Here is a 24,341-nt window from a genome sequence, read left to right as displayed (position 1 = left end):
TGAGTCATATGGCTAAAATTGGAATCATCGGATCAGGCAGCTGGGGTATGGCATTGTCTGTACTTCTATATAATAATGGACATGAGGTAATGGTGTGGTCTGCTTTACCGGAGGAAATAAGGGAGATGCAGCAGACCCACCGCCATCATACACTTCCAGACCTTGTACTTCCGGATCATATGGTATTTACAGAGGATCTGGAAGAAACCATGACAGGAAAAGATCTGCTTGTCACAGCAGTACCTTCTGTTTACGTGAGATCAACGGCAAAGCGGATGAATCCGTTCTGCCGTTATGGTCAGGTGGTTGTAAATGTAGCAAAAGGAATTGAAGAATCCAGTCTGATGACATTATCAGAGATTCTGGAAGAAGAACTTCCTATGGCTGACGTAGCTGTGTTATCCGGCCCAAGTCATGCGGAGGAAGTAAGTAAGAGCCTTCCTACCACCTGTGTGGCAGGTGCAACAACGAAAAAGACAGCCGAATACATTCAGAGTCTCTTTATGAGTGAGGTATTCCGGGTTTATACAAGCCCTGATATTTTAGGAATTGAGCTTGGCGGGTCTTTAAAGAATGTAATTGCACTGGCAGCGGGTATTGCAGACGGACTGGGTTATGGAGATAATACGAAGGCTGCTTTAATTACAAGAGGCATCGCTGAAATTTCAAGACTGGGTACGGCTATGGGTGGAAAGATTCAGACGTTTGGCGGTTTGTCCGGTATTGGTGACCTGATTGTAACCTGTGCCAGCATGCACAGCCGGAACCGGAGAGCAGGAATTCTCATGGGTCAGGGTAAGACCATGGAAGAGGCAACCAGCGAAGTAAAAATGGTAGTGGAAGGTATTTACTCCGCAAAGGCCGCACTTGCTCTGTCACAGAAATATGAGGTGTCCATGCCTATTGTGGAGCAGGTAAACGCGGTGCTTTTTGAGGGCAAGTCTGCATCTGAGGCGGTGCGGGATTTGATGCTTCGGGATAAAACGATTGAAAGTTCTGATATTCCGTGGGAATAATCCAAAAGTAGACTTTATTTTATTATTTTAAAACAAAATTAGATTGACATTTTTTAAAAGCCATTCTATTATAAAGACTATGTATACGTTACAACGTTAATGTGTCGTATATAAAATTGTTTCATGAGGAGGAATGGATTGTGAAAAAATCTATGAAAAAGTTACTGAGTCTTGGTTTGGCAATCGCCATGGCGGCATCTTTAACTGCCTGCGGAAGCGGTAAAGCTTCTGAGGGCACAACCGCAGCTGGAACAGAAACCAAGGGTGAAGCACAGACCACCGCAGCCGGCGGCGCAGCAACAGGAGAGGGCACAATTAAGATCGGCGGGATCGGCCCAATCAGTGGTAGTACTGCAATTTACGGACAGGCTGTAAAGAATGGCGCAGAACTGGCAGTGAATGAAATCAATGCAAACGGCGGTATTAACGGAGCAAAGATTGAATTTAATTTCCAGGATGACGAGAATGATACGGAAAAATCAGTGAATGCTTACAATACCTTAAAAGACTGGGGTATGCAGTTACTGGTAGGAACAGTTACTTCCGCTCCCTGTATTGCAGTTGGAGCTGAATCAAGCAACGATAATATGTTCCAGTTAACCCCATCCGGATCTGCAGTAGACTGTACCAAGTTCGAAAATCAGTTCCGTGTATGTTTCTCAGATCCAAACCAGGGTGCCGCTTCCGCACAGTACATCGGTGAAAACAAACTGGCGACTAAAGTAGCAGTTATTTATGACAGCTCTGATGTTTACTCATCTGGTATTCATGACAAATTTATATCCGAAGCAGCAAATCAGGGCATTGAAATTGCATCTGATGAAGCATTTACAGCAGATAACAACACAAACTTCTCTGTACAGCTTCAGAAAGCACAGGATTCCGGTGCAGAACTTGTTTTCCTTCCTATTTACTATTCCCAGGCAGCTTTAATTCTTGCCCAGGCGAAACAGATGGGATATGCTCCTGCATTCTTTGGCTGTGATGGTCTTGACGGACTTCTTACAGTAGAGAATTTTGATACAAAACTTGCTGAGAATGTAATGCTTTTAACACCTTTTGCAGCTGATGCAAAGGATGATCTTACTCAGAAATTTGTAACTTCTTTTAAAGAGAAATACAATGAGACTCCAAACCAGTTTGCAGCAGATGCATATGATGCAGTTTACGCTGTAAAGGCAGCAGCTGAAAAAGCTGGTGTTACAGCAGATATGGACGCTTCCGCAATCTGTGATAAGTTAAAAACTGCAATGACTGAGATTTCTATCAACGGTCTGACCGGTGAAAATATGAAATGGTCTGCAGACGGAGAACCGGATAAGGCTCCAAAAGCAGTAAAAATTGTAAACGGCGTTTATACAGCAATGTAAAATGACCCGCTGGAGGGCCGTCCAAGGGACGACCCTCTTCTTTGATATAATTTTCTTGAATAAAGACGAATGAGGTGCGTTGGTATGATGAGTTTCATATCCTATTTTATTAATGGTTTAAGCCTTGGCAGTGTTTATGCAATCATTGCTCTTGGATATACCATGGTATATGGCATTGCCAAGATGCTTAACTTTGCTCATGGCGATGTTATTATGATTGGAGGATACGTGGTGTTCACAGTTGTCAGCACAATGGGCTTAGGTCCTGTTGCGGGCATTCTCCTTGCGGTTATTCTATGTACTGTATTGGGCGTGGTCATTGAGGGCGTCGCTTATCGTCCTTTACGTATGGCAAGTCCTCTGGCAGTTCTGATTACGGCAATCGGTGTGAGCTACCTGCTTCAAAACATCGCACTGCTTGTTTTTGGTTCCAATCCAAAGTCCTTTACCTCTGTTGTAACAGTTCCGGCATTAAAGCTGGCAGATGGAAAGCTTACGATCTCCGGAGAGACCATCGTTACAATTATCAGCTGTGTTGTCATAATGATTGGTCTGACTACATTCATTAAGAAGACAAGAGCAGGACAGGCCATGCTGGCAGTATCCGAAGACAAGGGCGCAGCCCAGCTGATGGGAATTAATGTAGACGGCACCATTGCACTTACCTTTGCAATTGGTTCTGCTCTGGCTGCCATTGCAGGTGCACTTCTTTGCTCCGCCTATCCGACCCTTACTCCATATACCGGTTCCATGCCTGGAATTAAGGCATTCGTAGCTGCTGTATTTGGTGGAATCGGTTCTATTCCCGGTGCATTAATCGGAGGCCTGCTTCTGGGTGTGATTGAAAACTTAAGCAAGGCTTACATTTCATCCCAGCTTTCCGATGCCATCGTTTTTGCAGTTCTCATCGTTGTCCTTCTTGTGAAGCCTACCGGTATTCTCGGCAAGAAGATCAACGAGAAAGTATAGGTGGACGAAATGGAAAAAAGTACAGCAAAAAAGTTTCATATTGATAAAACATTTAAAACAAATTTAATTACTTACAGCATTGTAATTGCAGCATTTATTATTGTACAGATATTAATTTCTGCTGGACAGGTCAGCAGTCTGATGAAGGGTCTTTTAGTGCCTCTTTGTATTTACAGCATTATGGCGATTTCTTTGAATCTGACTGTTGGTATTCTGGGAGAACTCAGCCTTGGTCATGCAGGTTTTATGTGTATGGGAGCGTTTGCCAGCTCTATATTCTCCATCTCCATGATGGAATCCATACCCAGTGCAGGCATTCGTTTTTTCTTTGCAATTCTAGTGGGCGCAGCAGCAGCTGCAGCTGCCGGTATTGTTGTGGGAATCCCTGTTTTAAGGCTGAGAGGTGACTATCTGGCAATTGTAACACTGGCTTTTGGCGAAATTATTAAGAACGTTGTGAATGTACTTTATCTTGGAAAGGATTCAAACGGATTTCATTTTTCCATGAAAAATGCCATGGCTCTTAAGATGGAAAAAAGCGGAACAATCATATTAAATGGCGCACAGGGAATTACCGGTACACCGAAAAATTCCACCTTCGCCATAGGTGTAATTCTTACCTTAATTACCCTCTTTATTGTCCTTAACCTGATCAATTCCAGATCCGGACGTGCAATCATGTCTGTCCGCGATAACAGAATTGCAGCAGAATCCATTGGAATTAATATAACCAAGTATAAACTTATGGCATTTACCATCTCTGCCTCCCTTGCAGGAGTAGCCGGTGTTTTATACTCCCATAATCTTTCTTCCCTGACAGCCACTCAGAAGAATTTTGGCTATAACCAGTCCATTATGATTCTGGTGTTTGTGGTACTTGGAGGAATCGGGAATATCCGGGGATCTATGATTGCGGCAGTCATTCTGACGCTGCTTCCTGAGCTGTTAAGAGGATTAAATGCTTATCGTATGCTGATTTATGCCATCATCCTGATCGTCATGATGATATTTAACTGGAGTCCGAAGCTGATCGATTTCAGAAAACGTTATTTTCATTTGAACAGGGCGAAGAAGGAGAGGGTATAATCATGGCTTTACTTGAAATTAATAACCTTGGAATTTCATTTGGCGGTCTTCGGGCCGTGGATAATTTCAGCATTACCATTGAAAAGGGACAGCTGTATGGTCTGATCGGACCAAACGGTGCGGGAAAAACCACGATTTTTAACCTTTTAACCGGAGTTTATAAACCAAACGCCGGTACCATATTATTGGATGGCAACAATATTACCGGAAAGAAAACGGTAGATATTAATCGTGCCGGAATTGCGAGAACATTTCAGAATATCCGTCTTTTTAAGGATCTGACGGTTCTTGATAATGTTAAAACAGGTCTTCACAACAGTCATCCCTATTCCACCGTTGCCGGAATTTTAAGGCTTCCTAATTATTATAAAGTTGAAAAGCAGATGGATGAGAAAGCAGTTGAGCTTTTAAAGGTCTTTGATCTGGATAAAGAGAAGGATACCCTTGCGTCCAATCTGCCTTATGGAAAGCAGAGAAAGCTTGAGATAGCAAGAGCGCTTGCCACTGGTCCAAAGCTTCTGCTTCTTGATGAGCCGGCTGCAGGTATGAATCCCAATGAAACGGCTGAACTGATGGATACCATACGTTTTGTACGGGATAATTTTGATATGACCATTCTGTTAATAGAACACGATATGAAGCTTGTCTCCGGGATTTGTGAGCGTTTGACGGTGCTGAATTTCGGTCAGGTGCTTACCCAGGGTAAAACAGCGGATGTGCTTCATGATCCGGAAGTCATCAAAGCATATCTGGGAGAATAAGGAGGCTTTCTACATGGCAATACTTGAAGTAAAAAATCTGGAAGTATATTATGGCGTTATTAAGGCGTTAAAAGATATTTCCTTTGAAGTAAAAGAAGGGGAGATTGTTGCATTGATCGGTGCCAATGGTGCTGGTAAAACAACCACTCTTCATACAATAACCGGTCTGATTAAGGCAGCATCCGGCAACATCCAGTTTGATGGTCATGATATCACCAAAATCAGAGGGGATAAAATCGTAGGCATGGGCATGGCCCACGTTCCGGAAGGAAGAAGGGTTTTCGCAGCTTTAAGCGTTTATGAAAACCTGAAACTGGGTGCCTATACAAGAAGAGATAAGAACGAGATTGAAGAAACTCTTCAGATGATCTACAAGCGTTTCCCCAGACTGTTAGAAAGAAAGAACCAGCCTGCAGGTACATTAAGCGGCGGCGAACAGCAGATGCTTGCCATGGGACGTGCCCTCATGAGCCACCCCAAGGTTATTGTACTGGATGAGCCGTCTATGGGACTTTCACCAATTTATGTGAATGAAATCTTTGATATCATACAGGAAATCAATAAATCAGGCACAACTGTACTTTTAGTGGAACAGAATGCAAAGAAAGCGTTATCCATAGCAAACCGTGCTTACGTTTTGGAAACAGGCTCCATTGTATTAAGCGGAGATGCCAAAGAACTGATGAATGATGATTCGGTTAAGAAGGCATATTTAAGTGAATAAAACAGACATAACAGATGCCGCAGCAAGGCTTTTCCTTGCTGTGGTATTTGTTTTTGCGGCTTAAGAGCAAAAAGTTTGTCCAAAAAATCAAGAAAGGAAAGGCTGATTATGGTAAGATAGGTTCCGGGTATTCCAAAACCAAAGGAGGAAGGATATGTACTGGGTACTTATAAAATGCTGCTTCCGGCAGCAATTTCAGTATAAATGGAATCTGCTTTTTCAGATGGCTGGTGACTGGCTTGGTATCTACATAAAAATCTGTATCTGGCAGGCAATTCTAAATGCAGGCAGTATAAAGAGCATTAATTTTGAAACATTAGTTTCTTATTCCGTTATAGCTGCCCTGGTCAGTGGGCTGTTGTATTCAAGGGTGGCAGAGGAACTGGCAGACCGTTTCCGGACAGGGATGATTGCAATTGATTTTATCCGCCCCATTTCTTTAAAATGGTACTATTTCTTTGGACAATTAGGAGAGAATCTGTATCACGTTCTCTTTGAAGGAATTTTCATTGCAGCAGTGTCATTTATAATTTGGAAGCTGCCCATTCCGGGAGCAGGAACTGTTTTGGTTTTTCTGGTCAGCCTGTTTTTGGGACTATTGATTATGTTTTTTATCCAGTACACCATAGGACTGCTGGTCTTTTGGATGAAAGACGGCACTTATACGCGCATGATAGCAGATGGGTTATTTCTTCTTTTTTCTGGAATTGATATTCCGCTCTGGTTTTATCCTGAATGGCTGAAAACGTTATGCGATTTTCTCCCTTTCTCCTATGTGGCATTTAAGCCTGTTTCTATATGGCTTGGTATGCAGGAGGCACAACAGTGGCAGAAAATATTGCTCATTCAGCTTTCCTGGGTACTCATTCTGTTTATGGCAGAACGGCTTTTATGGAAACAGATTCAAAGCAGTGTAGAAATACAGGGAGGTTGATTGTTCATGTTTGGTTTATATGGTGCGTTTGCTAAAGTCGCTTTCCTGACACAGCTGGAATACAGAGGACAGTATTTTATGCGTATGATTGCTAAATTGCTGGGCTGGTCTTCCGGTTTTATCCTGCTGGTTATTTTACTGAATAAAGTGGGACCTGTGGCAGGCTGGGGGTTATATGAGATTCTTCTTCTATATGCCTTTGATGTTCTTTCTTATTCCATAGCAGGAACGTTTTTTATGGGAGGTTTCGGTAAGCTGCCACGATTGATTCGAAGCGGAGAGCTGGATGGAATTTTAACCAAACCGGTGAATCCTCTTATTTATCTGATCTGCACGAAAATAAGCGCTGGGTATACCAGTAATTATGTGATAGCCGGAGCAATGATAGGAATCAGTCTGCACAAACTGGGGGTCTCTTTGTCCTTTTATCAGTTGATCTGGCTGATTCTCGATATAGCCGGTGCTTCGCTGATACAGGCCGCTGGTTTCATGGTAACAACAATTCCTGCATTCTGGTTTTTAAAAAGCGACGGGCTTTATCGCCTTTTTTACAGGAACCTCACCAGCTTTCTCCAGTATCCCCTTACGATTTACCATGGTGGTATCCGGTTTTTGCTGACCTTTTTACTGCCATATGGATTTATTAATTTTTATCCTGTCCAGTTATTTATTAACAGGCAGGAGGGAGTGCCGTCACCGGTTTTTCTGTTCCTCACACCATTTGTGGGAGCATTTGTATTTTTTATTGCTTACAGATTCTGGAACAAGGGGCTTAACGCGTATCAGAGCACGGGATCGTAAAATAGAAGCGGAGGGTAACAATGTCATATATTACAGTTGATCATGTAACCAGAGAATTTAAAAGCTTTAAACGTCCTGAGGGATTAAAAAAAGCTCTTTCCACCTTGTTAAACCGCAGCTATGAGGTGAAAAAAGCAGTGGAAGATCTATCTTTTTCCATAGAAAAAGGTGAACTGGTGGGATACATCGGACCAAATGGAGCCGGGAAATCCACAACCATTAAAATGCTGACTGGAATCATTACGCCTACCAGCGGAACCATAAAAACCGGAGGATTGGTCCCATGGGAAAACAGAAAAGAAAATGCAAAACACATTGGTGTTGTATTTGGCCAGAGGTCACAGCTCAACTGGGACCTGCCCATGGAAGATACCTTTGAGCTGTACCGAAGAATGTATGGTACTGATAAAGTACAGTTCCGGAAAAATACGCAGATGTTTACAGAACTTTTAGCGATGCATTCTTTTTTAAATAAACCGGTAAGGCAATTAAGCCTTGGGCAGAAAATGAGAGCAGAGCTGGCGATTGCTCTATTGCACGATCCTGATATTTTATATCTGGACGAACCAACCATCGGACTTGATGTCGTGGTAAAGGATAAAATAAGGAGGTTTGTAAGAGAGTTAAACCGTGAGAAGAAGACAACGGTAATTCTTACAACCCATGATATGGCGGATATAGAAGAAATCTGTGACCGTATTATTATGATTGATCACGGAACGCTGATGCTGGACCAGAGCCTTGCCTCGTTTAAATCACAGGGAGCAGACCAGTATTATGTGGAGGTTGCATTCAAAAACTTAAAAAAACCCTTGTCTTTCCATGGTGCAGAGCTTATGAAAGAGCAGCCTTTTTGTCATACTTACAGGATAAATCCCAGACTTGTTTCCATGAATGAACTGCTAAGCAGCATTTCGGAACTATTTGAGGTTACAGACATAACAATTAAGAAGCCAGAAATTGATGAAATTGTACGAAAAATATACACCTCTCAATCAGGAGAACAAAGTGGACAGTTATAATGTGTTAAATGTTGCGATTCAATATGTGGAAGATCACATCAAAGAAACAATATTACCGGAAGAGGTTGCAGAGGCCTGCAATTATTCCGTTTCCAATTTAAAATACTTATTTCATAAAGTATTCCAGTATGGGATGATGGAATATGTAAACAGAAGAAAGATTTCAGAAGCAGCATGCCGGCTGATAAAAACACAGGATTCGGTCTGTTCGGCAGCCTTTTATTATGGATTCGCCTCACAGGAAGTTTTCACCAGAGCATTTTATAAGATATGGCAGGAGACCCCGGGGGTATACAGAAAGAAAAGGCATTTTTACGGTCTTTATCCAAAACAGGAGTTTCATTGCGACGAATGCGGTGTTTTTCGCAGGCGGTTTGATTTAAGCGGCCTCATAGAAGAATTAAATGCAAGAGACTGCTCGACAATTGTTTGTTTTGATATTGTAGGAATCCGTTTTATTAAAACCTGCTATGGAAAAGATGCCGGAGAGGCCGCCGCTTTACATGCCCTGCAGCGAATGGAAGAATTAATGGGCACAGATTGCAGTCTTTACCGGCTGGCAGGCGATAAGTTTGCTGTGAATTTAGGAGGAGCAGGGTATCCGGCTGCCAGGAACGCAGCATTAGAGGTTCTAAAGGCCAATGGCACCAGTTTTATTTTTAAAGGAAATGAAATTTTCTTATCCATGTTTGCCGGAGTGACTCAGATAACTGCCAGGGGAATTACTTCAAAACAGCTGTTTGATAAGTTAAATCTTACCATAGAAGAGGCTCATAAGAGGCTGTTTCGGAATTTTACCAGTCCTTACGGATTTCCTGCTTTTGGACTTTTCTACGATGATGCTTCCGGCCTTTACAAAGGCAAGGTCAGCCATGCACACAGGGAAACAGGAAAAGACGGTCATGGATTTAGCTGCAGGATCCCCTGCGAGGAAATAAACTATTTCTTTTCTATTGATGACGAAACAGAACCGGTCTGCTGGAATACAACAGAAAAAGAATACCATCTGTTTTTCCCGGATGGTGAGGACTGGTATCGGAAAACAGTTTATGACAGCTCAAAAGAGGTGGTGAGAGAACATTATTATATCATCAGAAACTTACGGTATCATAAGGATCAATCCTTAACCTATACCTTGCTGCATTTGGAAATTACCCTCACTGCAGATGGCCGGGTGATGACGCTCAATGGCGGTGAATTAAAGGAGGTCCTAAGTCAGGGAATCATTTCTAAAAAAGAGTATCGTAAAATTATAAATACCGGTAAATCCATCCTTAACCGGATCGAAAAGAAAAGGGAATAATCTTTTCACCCCCGCATATTATGTAACAGCACAGAAGGGGGAATCTTTATGGACAATTATAACGTATACAATGATATCAAAGCCCGGACCAACGGAGAAATCTACATCGGAGTTGTTGGCCCCGTCAGAACAGGAAAATCCACCTTTATCAAGCGTTTTATGGAATTGATGGTACTGCCGGGCATGGAAGACGAACACCAGAAAACTCAGACAAGGGACGAACTGCCACAAAGCGCAGCCGGCAAGACCATTATGACGACGGAACCTAAATTTATTCCCAAAGAGGCCGCAACCATCCGCCTGGGAGATGAGATTGAAACCAAGGTCCGCCTGATCGACTGCGTGGGATTTATGGTAGATGGAGCAGCCGGCCATATTGAAAATGAAGAAGAACGTCTGGTAAAAACACCATGGTTTGATTATGAGATTCCATTTACGAAAGCGGCGGAAATTGGAACCAGAAAAGTTATCAATGATCATTCCACCATCGGAGTTGTTGTTACCACAGACGGTTCTATCGGTGAGCTGAAGCGCCCCAACTACATAGCTGCAGAAGAACGTACCGTTTCGGAGCTTAAAAATCTTGGAAAACCATTTCTTATACTGCTCAATTCTGCAAAACCATATTCAGAGGAAACCGTTGCCCTGGCAAACGATATGAATCAGAAATATGGTGTAACAGTAATGCCTATTAACTGTGAACAGTTAAAGAAAGAAGATGTGGGAAATATTCTGGAACGGGTATTAAAGGAATTCCCCGTAACGGAAATGGATTTTTACATTCCAAAATGGCTTGAAATTCTTCCTGCCACTCACTGGTTAAAGGCTCAGGTAATTCAGGCAGCGAAAGACATGGTAAAAAAGGTTGCACAGATGAAGGATGTATCTTCCGGGTTATTTAACGGAGAAACAGAGAGTATCCGCGGGATTAAAGTCCAGAACATGAACATGGCAGACGGAAGCGTATCCGTTGATATGGATGTGGATGACAGCTATTACTATCAGATTTTAAGTGATTACGTGGGAATTCCCATTGAAGGGGAATATCAGCTGATGCAGACCTTAAGTGAACTGGCAAAAATGAAAAAAGAATATGAAAAGGTCAATCAGGCCATGAGTCAGGTCAGACTGAAAGGCTATGGGGTTGTGACTCCGGAACGTTCAGAAATCATGCTTGATGAGCCTGAGGTAATTAAACATGGGAATAAGTACGGCGTAAAAATGCGTGCGGAAGCCCCTTCCATTAATTTAATCAAAGCCCATATTCAGACTGAAATTGCCCCGATTGTAGGCAGTGAGCAGCAGGCAGAGGATTTAATTGCCTATATTAAGGAAAATGCAAGAGAAAGTGAAGAAGGTATCTGGAACACCAATATCTTTGGAAAATCCATTGAACAAATTGTAGAAGACGGAATTCAGACAAAAGTATCTCAGCTTACGGAAGATTGTCAGATGAAGCTGCAGGACACCCTCCAAAAAATTATTAACGATAGTAATGGCGGTATGATTTGCATTATTATCTAAATTAATGGTATAATAGGAAAAACAAATACAAAAGGAGGGCTTTTATGAAATTGACATTCATCGGCGCAGCCCACGAGGTAACCGGAAGCTGTCATTATCTGGAAGCGGCAGGGTTAAGGGTTCTTGTGGACTGCGGAATGGAGCAGGGGATTGACCGATTTGAAAATGCCAGCCTGCCTGTCAGCTACGCTCAGATTGATTATGTGCTGCTGACACACGCCCACATTGACCATGCAGGGCTGCTTCCTTTTATTTATGCCAGAGGCTTTCGGGGAAAGGTGATTTCTACCGATGCCACAGCTGATCTTTGCGCAATCATGTTAAAGGACAGTGCCCACATTCAGGAGTCAGAGGCAGAATGGAAAAATCGGAAAGCAAGGCGTGCAGGTCTTCCGGAAGAAGAGCCCCTTTACGGAATGAATGACGCCATGGGGGTATTGGAACTGTTCCGGTCCTATCAGTATAACGAAAAAGTAGAACTGGAAGATGGCTTCACCATTCGGTTTACCGACGTGGGTCATCTTCTTGGTTCCGCTTCCATTGAAACCTGGATCAGAGAAGAAAACTGCTCCAGGAAAATTGTTTTCTCCGGCGATATCGGCAACAAGAATAAGCCGTTAATCCGCGATCCGCAATATATAAAGGATGCCGATTATGTAGTGATGGAATGTACCTACGGGGATCGTCTCCATGGCAAAATACCAGATCATGTAAGTGTGCTTGCAGGCATTGTCCAAAAAACCCTTGACCGGGGCGGGAATGTGGTAATACCTGCTTTTGCTGTAGGAAGAACCCAGGAGCTGCTATATATGTTCCGGCGGATTAAGACCGAGAAACGGATTACAGGACACGATGGATTTGAGGTATACGTTGACAGCCCTCTTGCCGTTGAGGCAACACAGATTTTTAAAGACAATCTGGCAGATTGTTATGATGAGGAAACCAGGGATCTGGTTATGAATGGGATTAACCCCATATCATTTCCTGGTCTGAAGCTTTCCGTAACCAGTGAAGATTCCAGAAACATCAATTTTAATTCAAAGCCCAAAGTTATTATATCGGCTGCAGGAATGTGCGATGCCGGACGTATCCGGCACCATTTAAAACATAATCTGTGGCGCCCGGAGTGTACCATTGTCTTTACGGGCTATCAGTCCATAGGGACGCTTGGCAGAAGCCTGATCGATGGAAGCACCGATGTAAGGCTTTTTGGTGAAACCATACAGGTGGAGGCCCATATTGAACAGATGGGTGGGATGAGTTCCCACGCAGATATGGAAGGATTGATTGCCTGGTTGAATGCATTTGAAGAAAAACCGCGACAAGTATTTTTGGTTCATGGCGATGATCTGGTCTGCAATTCCTTTGAACAGCTTTTAAGAAAAGAGTATGCTTACGAAGTGAGTGCACCCTATTCTGGTTCCATCTATGATCTGGCTCTAGGCAGATGGGTGGATGAAACAGAAGGAATCGCAGTGGTCAAAGCGCCCGAAACTGCTAAAAAACCGGTTGGCGTTTATGGCCGGCTGTTTGCTGCAGGTGAGCGTCTGCTGCAGGTAATCCGTCATAATGAAGGCGGAGCCAATAAAGATCTGGCAAAATTTGCGGATCAGATTAATTCATTGTGTGATAAATGGGACAGATAAGAATAAGGAGAACGTGAGAAATTGACAAAGGTACAATTATTTACAGATGGAGCTGCAAGAGGAAATCCTGACGGACCGGGAGGTTACGGCGCGATTTTGCAGTTTACAGATTCCACAGGGCAGCTCCATGAAAAATCCATGTCTGCAGGATATGTGAAAACTACGAACAACCGGATGGAACTGATGGCTGCCATAATAGGTCTGGAAGCGTTAACACGCCCATGCCAGGTGGAGCTGTATTCCGATTCCAAATATTTAACGGATGCATTCAACCAGCACTGGATTGATAACTGGGTGAAAAATGACTGGAAAAGAGGTAAAAGCGGTCCTGTAAAGAATATTGATTTATGGGAGCGCCTGCTGAGGGCAAAAGAGATGCATCAGGTGACGTTTCACTGGGTAAAAGGACATGCTGGTCATCCGATGAATGAAAGGTGTGATGTTCTGGCAACCAGTGCAGCTGACGGACATGATCTGCTTACGGATGAAGGCATTTCCTAAAGAGATAAAGTTGTGTTAAAACTTACATATCTCTTACAATCTCTTACTAAATCCAGTTTCCTATTTTCTTTCTTTTTTATTTGTGATATGGTAATTTTATTAAATCATGTTAGGATGAAAAGTCATGAATAGAAACAGAGGGATTTGGATTGTAATAGGAAGTATACTGGTCGTCGGTATCCTGGTGACCTTTGCTACCTTCAGCTTTGTTAATGGTAAAGACAGCACAACGAATTCTTCCGTAGTTTCAGGATATTCCGAGGACAGCCCGCTTTCAAAAGAAGAAAAAGCAGCAGGAAGCGATGCTGTCCGGCAGATCTCTCCGGATATCATGATGCAAAAAGAAGTACAGAAGAAATCAGCTGCCGTTGAAACGGAAGCATCTTCGGAATCAACCACCTCTGAAGAGAATAGCGATACTGCCCAGCTTCAGGATACCCAGGGTCCGATGATGAAGCGTGCACTTATGGCAGAGCCGGCTGCAGGCGATACAGAACCATCCGAAGAAAGTGAAGCCCAGTCAGTAGGCCCGGAACCTGTCATTACACCGATTACTCCGGATTCAAAGGCCAAGACAGCCCTGGTGGCTGTTCCTGATGAAAGTGCAGATTATTTCAGGAAGCATCTCAAAGAATTGGATACTCAGATTAAAAAGATGAGAGAGGATTCCGCAGACTCTAACACATATTCCATGAAAGCCCTGGCCGACAAAGAACTGAAGCTGTGGAACCGGGAGCAGAATACAATATATGAGGCGATTTCTGAAAGCCTGCCCGAAGATTCAAAAAGAAAGCTGGAAGCATCACAGCAGTCCTGGATTAAAGACAGGGATATGAAAGCGGAGGAAGCTGCGAAGAAGTACAGCGGCGGTTCTCTGGAAGAACTGGAATTTACTGCTTCTCTGGCGGAATCCACCAGAGAGAGAGCTTATGACCTGATCACAGAGTATGAGGAATTTCTTTCTCCATAGAAGAAACTAAAAAGTACGGTTTTTGCCGTACTTTTTTCTATTGTGTAAAAAAAATAACAAATGAATATCTTGCTAAATAAAATCCCTTGTGATAGGATAATAAAATGAGCGATATTATAATAACTTTCGGGAGGAAAAAATAATGACAGAAATATTTGCAAGTTTCCTGGGAACCGCTATTAAATTCCTGTTTTTCCTGTTTATTTCCTGGGGAGGAATTGTATGCGGAAAGAAATACAGAGATCATAAAGACGCCGCCAGTGCCGCAGCTGGTGCGAATGAGACTAAATAACAAACGGAGGACAGTAACGTGAATAACTACGGTGTGAATGAGCTGAGGAGAATGTACCTGGAATTCTTTGAGAGTAAGGGACATTTAGCGATGAAAAGCTTCTCCCTGGTTCCACATAATGATAACAGCTTGTTATTGATCAACTCGGGTATGGCACCCTTAAAACCTTATTTTACAGGTCAGGAGATTCCTCCAAGAAAACGAGTAACAACCTGCCAGAAGTGTATCAGAACCGGTGATATTGAGAATGTTGGCAAGACTGCCCGCCACGGCACATTTTTTGAGATGCTTGGCAACTTTTCATTCGGAGATTACTTTAAGAATGAAGCAATTCACTGGTCATGGGAATTTTTAACAGAGGTAGTCGGACTGGATCCGGACAGGCTGTATCCTTCCGTATACTTAGACGATGATGAAGCATTTGAGATCTGGAACAAAGACATCGGTATTGCGCCAGAGCGTATCTTCCGGTTTGGTAAGGAAGATAACTTCTGGGAGCACGGAGCAGGTCCTTGTGGTCCTTGTTCTGAGATTTATTATGACCGCGGTGAAAAATATGGCTGTAAAAAGCCAGGCTGTACCGTAGGCTGTGACTGTGACCGTTATATGGAAGTATGGAATAACGTATTTACCCAGTTTGAGAACGACGGTCAGGGAAACTATGAAGAATTAAAGCAGAAGAATATAGATACAGGTATGGGTCTGGAACGTCTTGCAGTAGTGGTTCAGGATGTGGATTCCATTTTCGATGTAGATACAATTAAAGCGCTTTTAAACCGCGTTGCAACCCTTGCCAATACAGAGTATAAAAAGGATGGAGATGTTGATGTATCCCTCCGTCTTATCACTGATCATGTGCGTTCCTGTACTTTTATGATTTCCGATGGTATTATGCCGTCCAATGAAGGAAGAGGATATGTACTGCGCCGTCTTTTAAGAAGGGCTGCCCGTCATGGAAGACTGATAGGCATTGAAGGCAAATTCCTTGCGGATTTATCGACTACTGTGATTGAACTTTCAAAGGATGGCTACCCGGAACTGGAAGAGAAAAAGGCCATGATATTAAAGGTTCTTACGCAGGAAGAAGATAAGTTTAATAAGACCATTGACCAGGGTCTTGCCATTTTAAATGATCTGGAAGAAGATATGGTAAAAAAAGGAATCAAAGTTCTTTCCGGAGAGGATGCGTTCAAGCTTTATGATACCTATGGATTCCCTCTGGATTTAACTCTTGAGATTCTGGAAGAAAAACAGCTTGGTGTGGATGAAGCAGGCTTTAAGGCAGCCATGCAAAAGCAGCGGGAAACTGCCAGAAACGCAAGAAAGACCACCAATTATATGGGCGCAGATGTAACGGTTTACCAGTCCATTGATCCATCTCTTACCACAGAATTTACAGGTTACGACAGTCTGGTTTGTGATACGGTAATCACTGCACTTACCAGTGAAAGTGATCTTGTGGAAGCGCTGACTGACGGAGAAACCGGAACAATTATTACGGAAAAAACCTCCTTCTACGGAACCATGGGCGGTCAGCAGGGTGATACCGGTGTGATTGTCTGTGAAACAGGAGAATTTAAAGTAGAGGATACCATTCACCTTCAGGGCGGCAAAGTCGGCCATGTGGGAAGAGTTGTAAAAGGCATGCTTCAGACCGGTGATAAAGTTACCTGTAAGGTATGCGAAAAGAACCGTCAGAATACAGGAAAGAACCACAGTGCAACCCATCTTCTTCAGAAGGCATTAAGAACCGTGCTTGGAAACCATGTAGAGCAGGCGGGATCCTTCGTAGATGGAGACAGACTTCGTTTTGACTTTACTCATTTTTCAGCATTAACACCGGAGGAGATCCTTAAGGTTGAGACTCTTGTGAATGAAAAAATCAAAGAATCTCTCCCTGTACAGACAGAGATCATGACTCTTGAAGAGGCGAAAAAATCCGGCGCCATGGCGTTATTCGGCGAAAAATATGGTGACAGTGTCCGCGTGGTAAAAATGGGTGACTTCTCTACAGAACTTTGCGGCGGTACTCATATTTCCAATACAGGAGTGATCGGATCCTTTAAGATCCTGTCAGAAACTGGTATTGCGGCTGGTGTCCGCAGAATCGAGGCATTAACCGGAGACGGCTTAATGAACTATTATAAAGAAACAGAATTGACTCTGCATGAAGCAGCAAAAACTGCTAAGACCACACCTGCTTCCCTGACAGCAAAGATCGAATCTCTCCTGGAAGAGATCAAAGCTCTTCATTCTGAAAACGAGAAGTTAAAGAGTAAGCTGGCCAATGATTCCCTGGGTGATGTTATGGATCAGGTAACAGAAGTTAAGGGTATGAAAGTTCTGGCTGTAAAGGTTCTTGATGTGGATATGAATGGTCTTCGAAACTTAGGTGACCAGTTAAAAGACAAACTGGGAGAAGGTGTAATCGTCATCGCATCTGTTCAGGATGGAAAAGTTAATTTAATGGCTGCTGTAACAGATGAGGCTCAGAAAAAAGGAGCCCATGCAGGCAACTTAATTAAAGCCATAGCTTCCCTTGTTGGAGGAGGCGGCGGCGGACGTCCAAATATGGCTCAGGCCGGCGGAAAGAATCCGGCAGGAGTAGATGAATGCTTATCCAAAGTATCTGAAGTAGTGGCTGAACAACTGAATTAATAGCAGGATTAATTGAAAAAATATAAAAAATTTTTCTTGACGTATGGCAGAATTATGCTATAATCATATCAGTGCTATAAAATACCCAAACAGTTGTATTATGCACAAGTACACAACTGGAGGGAGGTTAGGTGTGAGCTATGTCAAATGTAATCGTTAAAGACAACGAGAGCTTAGATAGCGCTTTACGCAGATTCAAAAGAAACTGTGCAAAAGCAGGTATCCAGCAGGAAATTCGTAAGAGAGAGCATTACGAAAAGCCAAGCGTAAGACGTAAGAAAAAGTCTGAAGCTGCAAGAAAACGTAAATATAACTAATTCTTAAAAGATGAATCCCTGGTCTCTTTTCGTGACCAGGGGTTTTTTCGTCTTTTTATGAGCGATAGAATTTTCCCTGTCTCGATTGCATATAGTAGAAAAGAAGAAATCAGAGAGAGGCGAAAAAGTCATGCTGGAGGAAACAAAGGTAAAAGCAGCTTCCGCCTTAAGACTTCCAAAGGATGTGGTTCTTGGAGAGGTGCTTGTGTCGTTTTTGGGACGCCATAGTGTTGTGATCGAAAATTACAGAAGTATTATTTTATATACCGACTGTTTAATCAAGATTCAGGCAAAAAACTGCCGGGTTATCATCGGTGGAAGCCGCCTGATGATCGAGTATTACACCAATGAGGAAATGAAAATTAACGGTTACATTAAGTCCCTGGAATTTGATTAACCGGGAATCGTGGAGGTGTAATTACGTGCTTATATGGTTGAATCATCACTTTTTTGGATATCTTTTGGTTGAGATGACCGGTTTTTCTCCGGAGCGCTTTTTTAATATGTGCAGCGCACATGAAATAGAGGTTTGGGATGTATTTCATATTGGCCATACATACCGGTTTTTTATTACAGTACCGGGATTTCGTAAAATCAAGCCTCTTGTCCGTAAATCGAAGGTCAGACTTAGAATTTTGAAAAAGTTTGGACTTCCTTTTTTTTTATACCGAAACCGAAGAAGAAAATATTATGCAGCTGGATTTTTGGGCTTTCTCATGATTCTTTATGCTCTTTCCCTGTTTATCTGGGATATCGAATTTGATGGGAATCAGATGTATACATACGACACTCTTTTGAAGTTCTGTGAATCAGAGGAGATCCGTTATGGAATGAAAAAATCCAAAATTGACTGTGATGTGCTGGAAGAATCCCTACGAACCCGTTTTCCAGAGATCACCTGGGTTTCTGCAAGGGTATCAGGCACCAGACTTTTGGTTAAGATAAAAGAAAATGAGGTTCTCTCTGACATTCCGGTCAGGGATGAAACTCCCTGTGATCTTGTTGCGCAGAAAGACGGAACGATTACCTCCATGATTGTCAGAAGCGGAGTTCCCAAGGTAAAAATCGGGGATCAGGTGAAAGCCGGAGATGTGCTGGTCAGCGGTACACTTCCCATCATCGGAGATAATGAAGAAGTTGTAAATACCCATTATGTACACTCTGACGGGGATATTACGGCAAGAACGGAGTATCATTATAACAGGAATCTTCCCCTTTTTAAAACCATTGATGTAGAGACAGGAAAAGTGAGAAAAGGACAATATGTAAAAGCATTTCAGTTTTCATTTCTTCTTATGAGACCAAGACCGGAAGGAACCTCGTGGAAACGTACCATGGAGGAAACCCAGCTTCATTTATTTGAAAACTTTTATTTACCCATCTATGTAGGAATGATAACCGGGAAAGAATATATATCATATGAACGTCCTTACACAGATGCAGAGAAGAAAGAACTGGCTGATCAGATGAATCAGAACTTCCAGAAAAAATTATTGGAAAAGGGGGTACAAATTCTGGAAAATCATGTTAAAATACTAGATAATGAATCTTTGTGCCGGATTACCATGGATTTTGTGACAGAAGAACCATTAGGAAAACAGCAAGCACTGGAGATGCAGACAACTGAGGAACCGGAGGAGACAAATAATTCAAATGAGCGTAATTGAAACTATCATAGATATCCCCATTGAACACGAGAAGAATGTATGCGGACAATTTGACAGCTACTTGAAAAAAATAGAACGGACCCTTCATGTTACCATGATTGCCAGGGATGGAGCACTTAAAATTATCGGTCCGGAACAGATGGTACAAAGAGCTAAGAGTGTATTCAGCAATCTGATTGAGCTTTCCAAACGAGGGAATGTAATCGCAGAGCAGAATGTGGATTATGCCCTTTCCCTTTCCTTTACAGAAAGCGACAATCAGATTCTTGAGATAGATAAGGACATTATATGCAGAACCATTAACGGAAAACCGGTTAAGCCAAAGACTCTGGGTCAGAAACAGTATGTAGATCAGATCAGAAAAAAGATGGTGGTATTCGGAATCGGTCCGGCAGGAACCGGTAAGACTTATCTGGCCATGGCAATGGCAATTCAGGCCTTTAAAAACGGTGAGGTTAACAGAATTATTTTAACCAGACCTGCAATTGAAGCCGGGGAGAAGCTGGGTTTTTTGCCCGGTGATCTTCAAAGTAAGATCGACCCCTATTTAAGACCGCTTTACGATGCGCTCTACCAGATCATGGGTGCTGAAAGCTATCTCCACAATGCAGAAAAGGGTCTGATTGAGGTGGCTCCTCTTGCTTATATGCGCGGCAGAACTCTGGATAATGCATTTATCATCCTTGATGAGGCTCAGAACACCACGCCAGCCCAGATGAAGATGTTTTTAACAAGAATCGGTTTTGGTTCCAAGGTGATTGTCACTGGTGACCAGACCCAGAAGGATCTTCCGGCAGGAGCCGTTTCAGGTCTTGATATGGCCATGAGAATCTTAAAGAAAATTGATGATATCAGCTTTTGCCAGCTGACCAGCAGTGACGTAGTCCGCCATCCGCTGGTTCAAAAAATTGTACAGGCTTATGATGAATTTGAGTCAAAGAAAAAGACCAGTGACAGAAAAGTTAAATCGGTCACAGGAAGAAAGGCACATTATGACGATTAATATAGAATACGAAGCGGAGAAAAAGCTGAAAATTCCCTATGAAGAGATTATAACCAGTGTAGTCGAAGAAGCCATAGACTATGAAAACTGCCCTTATGAGGCAGAGATTAATGTTTTAATTACAGATAATGAGGATATCCGACAGATCAATCAGGAATACCGAAACATTGACAGTCCTACTGATGTACTTTCCTTTCCCATGATTGAATATGAATTACCAGCCAATTTTGATCATCTGGAAGAGGAATCCTATGATTCCTTTAACCCGGAGACAGGAGAGCTACTTCTGGGAGATATTGTGGTCTCTGTTGATAAGGTTGAGGAGCAGGCGGAAAAATACGGGCATTCCGTAGAACGGGAGCTGGCATTTTTAATCGCTCACAGCATGCTGCATTTATTCGGTTATGACCATATGCAGGAGGAAGAGCGTCTTGTCATGGAACAAAAGCAGGAAGAAATTTTAAGTCGGAGGGGATACGTAAGATGAGAAAAGGGGTATGGTTTGGTTTTGCGATAGGAATGCTGTCTGCAGCCCTGTTAACTGGCTGCAGTAAAAAATACGAGGAAGTATCTGTTACAAATCTGCAGTCAGAATCACAGAAAGAACAATCGACAGAAGAAATCCGCATAAACAGCAGTACAGAGCAATCCTCCGGGGAAGAGACAGAATCCGGTGAATACTATACCAATGAAGAACGTATCGAAAAAGATGGTAAAATACGCAGCTACTTAACCGGGGAGATGGTGGATGCATCAATCGGAAACCGGAGACCGGTAGCAGTGATGATGAGCAATGATAAGGAGGCTTTGCCTCAATATGGAATCAACCGTGCAGGAGTTGTATATGAAGCTCCGGTAGAAGGCGGAATGAACCGGTATATGGCTATTATAGAAGATTATGATAATCTTTCAAGAATCGGTTCGGTCAGAAGCTGCCGGACATATTATACATACTTTGCACGTGAATTTGATGCTGTATATGCCCATTTCGGGCAGAGCACCTTTGCCAAACCTTATTTAAACAACCTGGATCATATCAATGGTCTTGAGGCCATTGGTTCTGTGGCATATTTTCGTTCCTCTGACCGGAAATCTCCTCACAATGCCTATACCAGCGGAGAACGGTTAAACAAGTCCATAGAAAAGCTGGGCTTTAAAAGGGAATATAATTCTGACTATAAGGGACACTACCGGTTTGCCAAAACAGGTCATGAGGTTACCTTAAAAGATGCAGAAAGTGTAAAGGATGCTTATAAGGTTTATCCTGGCTATGTTTATAATAAGCCATGGTTTGAGTATCATGAGGATGACGGGCTTTATTACAGATATCAGTACGGAAAAGCTCATCAGGGAGACGAAGGACAGATCAAAGTGAAGAATATCATACTCCAGTATTGTCCCTCTGCTCATTATGCAACAACCGAATATCTTAACATTAATGTTCACAATGATTCGTTCGGAATGTATGTGACCGGGGGCCGGGCTATTCCGGTGAAATGGTCTAAGGATGGAGAATTCGGGCCCACACATTATTACGATATGGAGAATAACGAGATCATCCTGAACCAGGGGAAGACCTGGGTTTGCATTGTTTCGGCACAGGATTCTCCCAAAGTAGAAATTTATGGAAAACAGTAAGACAGGCAGAAAAACAAATAAAAGGGGCGGTTCCAACTTCCTTGTTCAGGGGATTATACTTGCGGCTGCAGGTATAATCGTCCGAATAATCGGAATGTTTTACCGGATCCCCTTGGCAGATATTCTGGGAGATGAAGGAAACGGCTATTATAGCTCGGCTTTCTCCATCTATTCCATTTTATTGATTGTCTCCTCCTACAGTCTTCCCACTGCAGTTTCCAAGATGGTTGCTGTAAGGCTGGCGAGAAAGGAATATATTAATTCCATAAAGGTGCTGAAAGTATCTTTGTTTTATGGAACGGTGGTAGGGGGTCTGGGAGCCGCAGTTTTATGGTTTGGAGCGGATTTATTTGCCAATGACTTTTTAAAGATGCCCTATACCAGCTATGCCTTAAAAACACTGGCTCCCACAATTTTAATTATTGCGTATCTCGGAGTCTTCAGAGGATATTTTCAGGGAATTGGCACCATGCTTCCAACGGCCATTTCCCAGATTTTTGAGCAGATTGTCAACGCAGTCATCAGCATCTATGCAGCAGCCATGCTCTTTCAGGAGGGAGTCCGTTCCAATGCGCTCTACGGATCTACCCAGTATTCCTATGCGTTTGGTGCAGCAGGTGGAACCATAGGTACTGGAGCAGGTGCACTTGCCGGGCTTTTATTCCTTTTATTTATCCTGTTCAGCTACCGGCCTGTTATGAAACGACAGTCAAGAAGAGACCGTTCCGGATATCTGGAGACGTATGGCAGTTTGTCGGCAGTATTGATTATGACGGTTCTTCCCATTGTATTCAGCAGTGTGGCGTACAATATCAGCATTGTTGTTGATAACAGCATCTATGGTATCAGTATGGCTTCTATGGGAATGGGAGCTCCTGAAATTGCCGCCAACTGGGGAATCTATTCCGGTAAGTACCGGCTTCTTTTTAATATTCCGGTGGCGATAGCCAATTCTCTGGCTTCTGCCTTAATCCCATCCCTGTCACAGGCGGTGGCGGAAAGAAGCAGACCTCAGATTATCAGAAAGATATCCATGGTAATTCGTTTTTCCATGATCATTGCAATTCCTTCCACTGTGGGACTGACTGTCCTTGCAGGACCTATCTGTAATCTGTTGTTTAGCAGAAGTGATAACGTTTCCCTGATTAAGATGATGATCTATGGTTCCTCAGCTGTTGTATTTTTCTCTCTGTCAACGGTCACCAATGCAGTCCTTCAGGGGATTAATCATATGAAGACGCCTTTAAAGAATGCAATTATTTCCCTGATTCTTCATGTGGGAATTCTTTGGGTGATGCTGTATCCCTTTAAGATGGGGATCTATGGAGTTTTATATTCCAATATATTGTTTGCACTGACCATGTGCCTGCTCAATGGTTTTTCGATCCGGAGATATTTAAATTACAGACAGGAGATTAAAAAGACGTTCTTTCTTCCCACTCTGGCAGCGGGAATTATGGGTGCTGTCTGTTATGGAGTCTATTTCCTGGTACATGCTGTCTTAAAACATAATATATTGGGAGTTTTAGCAGCTGTCGCTGCAGCAGTGATTGTATATGGAGTTTTACTGTTAAAATTCCAGTGTGTTGATGAATCAGAGTTAAATGGCTTTCCCGGAGGGAGAAAATTGGCAGGTATTGCAAGAAAATACCATCTTTTGTGATTAAAATGTAAGAAGAAAGCAGATACTATACTTACGTGAAGGAGGTATTAACTCATGAAGAAGTATATGTTCTGCTTTCTATTATTTGTTGCGGCATCTGCGATCTGTCTGGGAGTCGGCTTTGCCATTACCAAAGACAGTGTACGACCGGAGGAGGCCCTCCCTGGGGCAACCATAGAAACCGAAACTGTGACGGAAGCGCAGATAGTCATAAATCAGGAAGAGGCAAAGCCTGCCAATGCTGAAAGTAAGGATAAGTATTATCTTGTATCAGAGGATGGGTATTTACTCGTCCTCTATCAGGATAAAACAACCATCTGTCTTTATACCCATATGCCGGTGACAGATTTTCCGGAAGAAGAAAGAGGAAAGCTGATGGATGGAATCTGGTTTTCTTCCATGGTTGAAGTATTTAATTATCTGGAATCCTATACAAGTTAAATGAAATGTGATTGATATTTTACCATAAAGCAGAT

24 protein-coding genes are annotated in these 24,341 nt (G+C 42.7%); all 24 read left to right on the top strand.

What is annotated here, in order from left to right:
- The first annotated feature begins 8 nt into the window (after positions 1–8).
- Entirely contained in the window at positions 9–1,016 is a 1,008-nt protein-coding gene (locus tag BXY41_RS14025) for an NAD(P)H-dependent glycerol-3-phosphate dehydrogenase (protein ID WP_104437663.1), read from the top strand.
- Between the two features lie 152 nt (positions 1,017–1,168).
- Complete coding sequence (locus tag BXY41_RS14020; protein WP_104437662.1) at positions 1,169–2,386, top strand: ABC transporter substrate-binding protein; 1,218 nt, start codon at positions 1,169–1,171, stop codon at positions 2,384–2,386.
- An 87-nt stretch (positions 2,387–2,473) separates the two neighbouring features.
- Positions 2,474–3,355, top strand: a complete 882-nt coding sequence (locus BXY41_RS14015) for a branched-chain amino acid ABC transporter permease (protein ID WP_104437661.1) — start codon at positions 2,474–2,476, stop codon at positions 3,353–3,355.
- A 9-nt stretch (positions 3,356–3,364) separates the two neighbouring features.
- A complete protein-coding gene (locus BXY41_RS14010; protein ID WP_104437488.1) occupies positions 3,365–4,441 on the top strand; it encodes a branched-chain amino acid ABC transporter permease in 1,077 nt (358 codons plus the stop codon).
- A 2-nt stretch (positions 4,442–4,443) separates the two neighbouring features.
- Positions 4,444–5,202, top strand: a complete 759-nt coding sequence (locus BXY41_RS14005) for an ABC transporter ATP-binding protein (RefSeq protein WP_104437487.1) — start codon at positions 4,444–4,446, stop codon at positions 5,200–5,202.
- Positions 5,203–5,215: 13 nt separating this feature from the next.
- Positions 5,216–5,926, top strand: a complete 711-nt coding sequence (locus tag BXY41_RS14000; RefSeq protein ID WP_104437486.1) for an ABC transporter ATP-binding protein — start codon at positions 5,216–5,218, stop codon at positions 5,924–5,926.
- 154 nt (positions 5,927–6,080) lie between these two features.
- On the top strand, positions 6,081–6,860 hold the full coding sequence (locus BXY41_RS13995) for an ABC transporter permease (protein WP_104437485.1): 780 nt from the start codon (positions 6,081–6,083) through the stop codon (positions 6,858–6,860).
- A 6-nt stretch (positions 6,861–6,866) separates the two neighbouring features.
- Complete coding sequence (locus tag BXY41_RS13990) at positions 6,867–7,661, top strand: ABC transporter permease (protein ID WP_104437484.1); 795 nt, start codon at positions 6,867–6,869, stop codon at positions 7,659–7,661.
- A gap of 20 nt (positions 7,662–7,681) precedes the next feature.
- Positions 7,682–8,683, top strand: coding sequence for an ABC transporter ATP-binding protein (locus tag BXY41_RS13985; protein WP_104437483.1), 1,002 nt, complete (start codon positions 7,682–7,684; stop codon positions 8,681–8,683).
- The gene (locus tag BXY41_RS13980; protein WP_170072370.1) at positions 8,670–9,986 is read left to right on the top strand and encodes a helix-turn-helix domain-containing protein; all 1,317 of its coding nucleotides are present in this window, start codon (positions 8,670–8,672) and stop codon (positions 9,984–9,986) included. The genes BXY41_RS13985 and BXY41_RS13980 overlap by 14 nt, the downstream gene beginning before the upstream one ends.
- 48 nt (positions 9,987–10,034) lie before the next feature.
- Entirely contained in the window at positions 10,035–11,510 is a 1,476-nt protein-coding gene (gene spoIVA / locus BXY41_RS13975; RefSeq protein WP_104437481.1) for a stage IV sporulation protein A, read from the top strand.
- Between the two features lie 44 nt (positions 11,511–11,554).
- On the top strand, positions 11,555–13,156 hold the full coding sequence (locus BXY41_RS13970; RefSeq protein ID WP_104437480.1) for an MBL fold metallo-hydrolase RNA specificity domain-containing protein: 1,602 nt from the start codon (positions 11,555–11,557) through the stop codon (positions 13,154–13,156).
- Between the two features lie 21 nt (positions 13,157–13,177).
- Positions 13,178–13,657, top strand: a complete 480-nt coding sequence (rnhA, locus tag BXY41_RS13965) for a ribonuclease HI (RefSeq protein ID WP_104437479.1) — start codon at positions 13,178–13,180, stop codon at positions 13,655–13,657.
- Positions 13,658–13,781: 124 nt separating this feature from the next.
- Entirely contained in the window at positions 13,782–14,627 is an 846-nt protein-coding gene (locus BXY41_RS13960; RefSeq protein ID WP_104437478.1) for a lysozyme inhibitor LprI family protein, read from the top strand.
- A 142-nt stretch (positions 14,628–14,769) separates the two neighbouring features.
- The gene (locus tag BXY41_RS26785; protein ID WP_170072368.1) at positions 14,770–14,919 is read left to right on the top strand and encodes a hypothetical protein; all 150 of its coding nucleotides are present in this window, start codon (positions 14,770–14,772) and stop codon (positions 14,917–14,919) included.
- A 51-nt stretch (positions 14,920–14,970) separates the two neighbouring features.
- A complete protein-coding gene (gene alaS / locus BXY41_RS13955; RefSeq protein WP_242980211.1) occupies positions 14,971–17,577 on the top strand; it encodes an alanine--tRNA ligase in 2,607 nt (868 codons plus the stop codon).
- Positions 17,578–17,717: 140 nt separating this feature from the next.
- Entirely contained in the window at positions 17,718–17,894 is a 177-nt protein-coding gene (gene rpsU, locus BXY41_RS13950) for a 30S ribosomal protein S21 (RefSeq protein WP_003504099.1), read from the top strand.
- Positions 17,895–18,024: 130 nt separating this feature from the next.
- Positions 18,025–18,291, top strand: a complete 267-nt coding sequence (locus BXY41_RS13945) for a YabP/YqfC family sporulation protein (RefSeq protein WP_104437476.1) — start codon at positions 18,025–18,027, stop codon at positions 18,289–18,291.
- A gap of 25 nt (positions 18,292–18,316) precedes the next feature.
- Complete coding sequence (yqfD, locus tag BXY41_RS13940; protein WP_104437475.1) at positions 18,317–19,561, top strand: sporulation protein YqfD; 1,245 nt, start codon at positions 18,317–18,319, stop codon at positions 19,559–19,561.
- Complete coding sequence (locus BXY41_RS13935; RefSeq protein ID WP_104437474.1) at positions 19,548–20,564, top strand: PhoH family protein; 1,017 nt, start codon at positions 19,548–19,550, stop codon at positions 20,562–20,564. The genes yqfD and BXY41_RS13935 overlap by 14 nt, the downstream gene beginning before the upstream one ends.
- The gene (gene ybeY, locus BXY41_RS13930) at positions 20,554–21,051 is read left to right on the top strand and encodes an rRNA maturation RNase YbeY (protein WP_104437473.1); all 498 of its coding nucleotides are present in this window, start codon (positions 20,554–20,556) and stop codon (positions 21,049–21,051) included. Before BXY41_RS13935 ends, ybeY begins: the two co-directional genes overlap by 11 nt.
- The gene (locus tag BXY41_RS13925) at positions 21,048–22,202 is read left to right on the top strand and encodes a DUF3048 domain-containing protein (RefSeq protein WP_104437472.1); all 1,155 of its coding nucleotides are present in this window, start codon (positions 21,048–21,050) and stop codon (positions 22,200–22,202) included. Before ybeY ends, BXY41_RS13925 begins: the two co-directional genes overlap by 4 nt.
- The gene (locus tag BXY41_RS13920) at positions 22,189–23,865 is read left to right on the top strand and encodes a putative polysaccharide biosynthesis protein (RefSeq protein WP_104437471.1); all 1,677 of its coding nucleotides are present in this window, start codon (positions 22,189–22,191) and stop codon (positions 23,863–23,865) included. Before BXY41_RS13925 ends, BXY41_RS13920 begins: the two co-directional genes overlap by 14 nt.
- Positions 23,866–23,919: 54 nt before the next feature.
- Positions 23,920–24,306, top strand: coding sequence for a hypothetical protein (locus BXY41_RS13915; protein WP_104437470.1), 387 nt, complete (start codon positions 23,920–23,922; stop codon positions 24,304–24,306).
- Positions 24,307–24,341 lie beyond the last annotated feature (35 nt).

Origin of the sequence: Lacrimispora xylanisolvens, from assembly GCF_002934545.1 — a bacterium.
Taxonomy (GTDB): Bacteria; Bacillota; Clostridia; order Lachnospirales; family Lachnospiraceae; genus Lacrimispora; species Lacrimispora xylanisolvens.
This window is presented reverse-complemented; position numbering and strand designations above follow the sequence as displayed.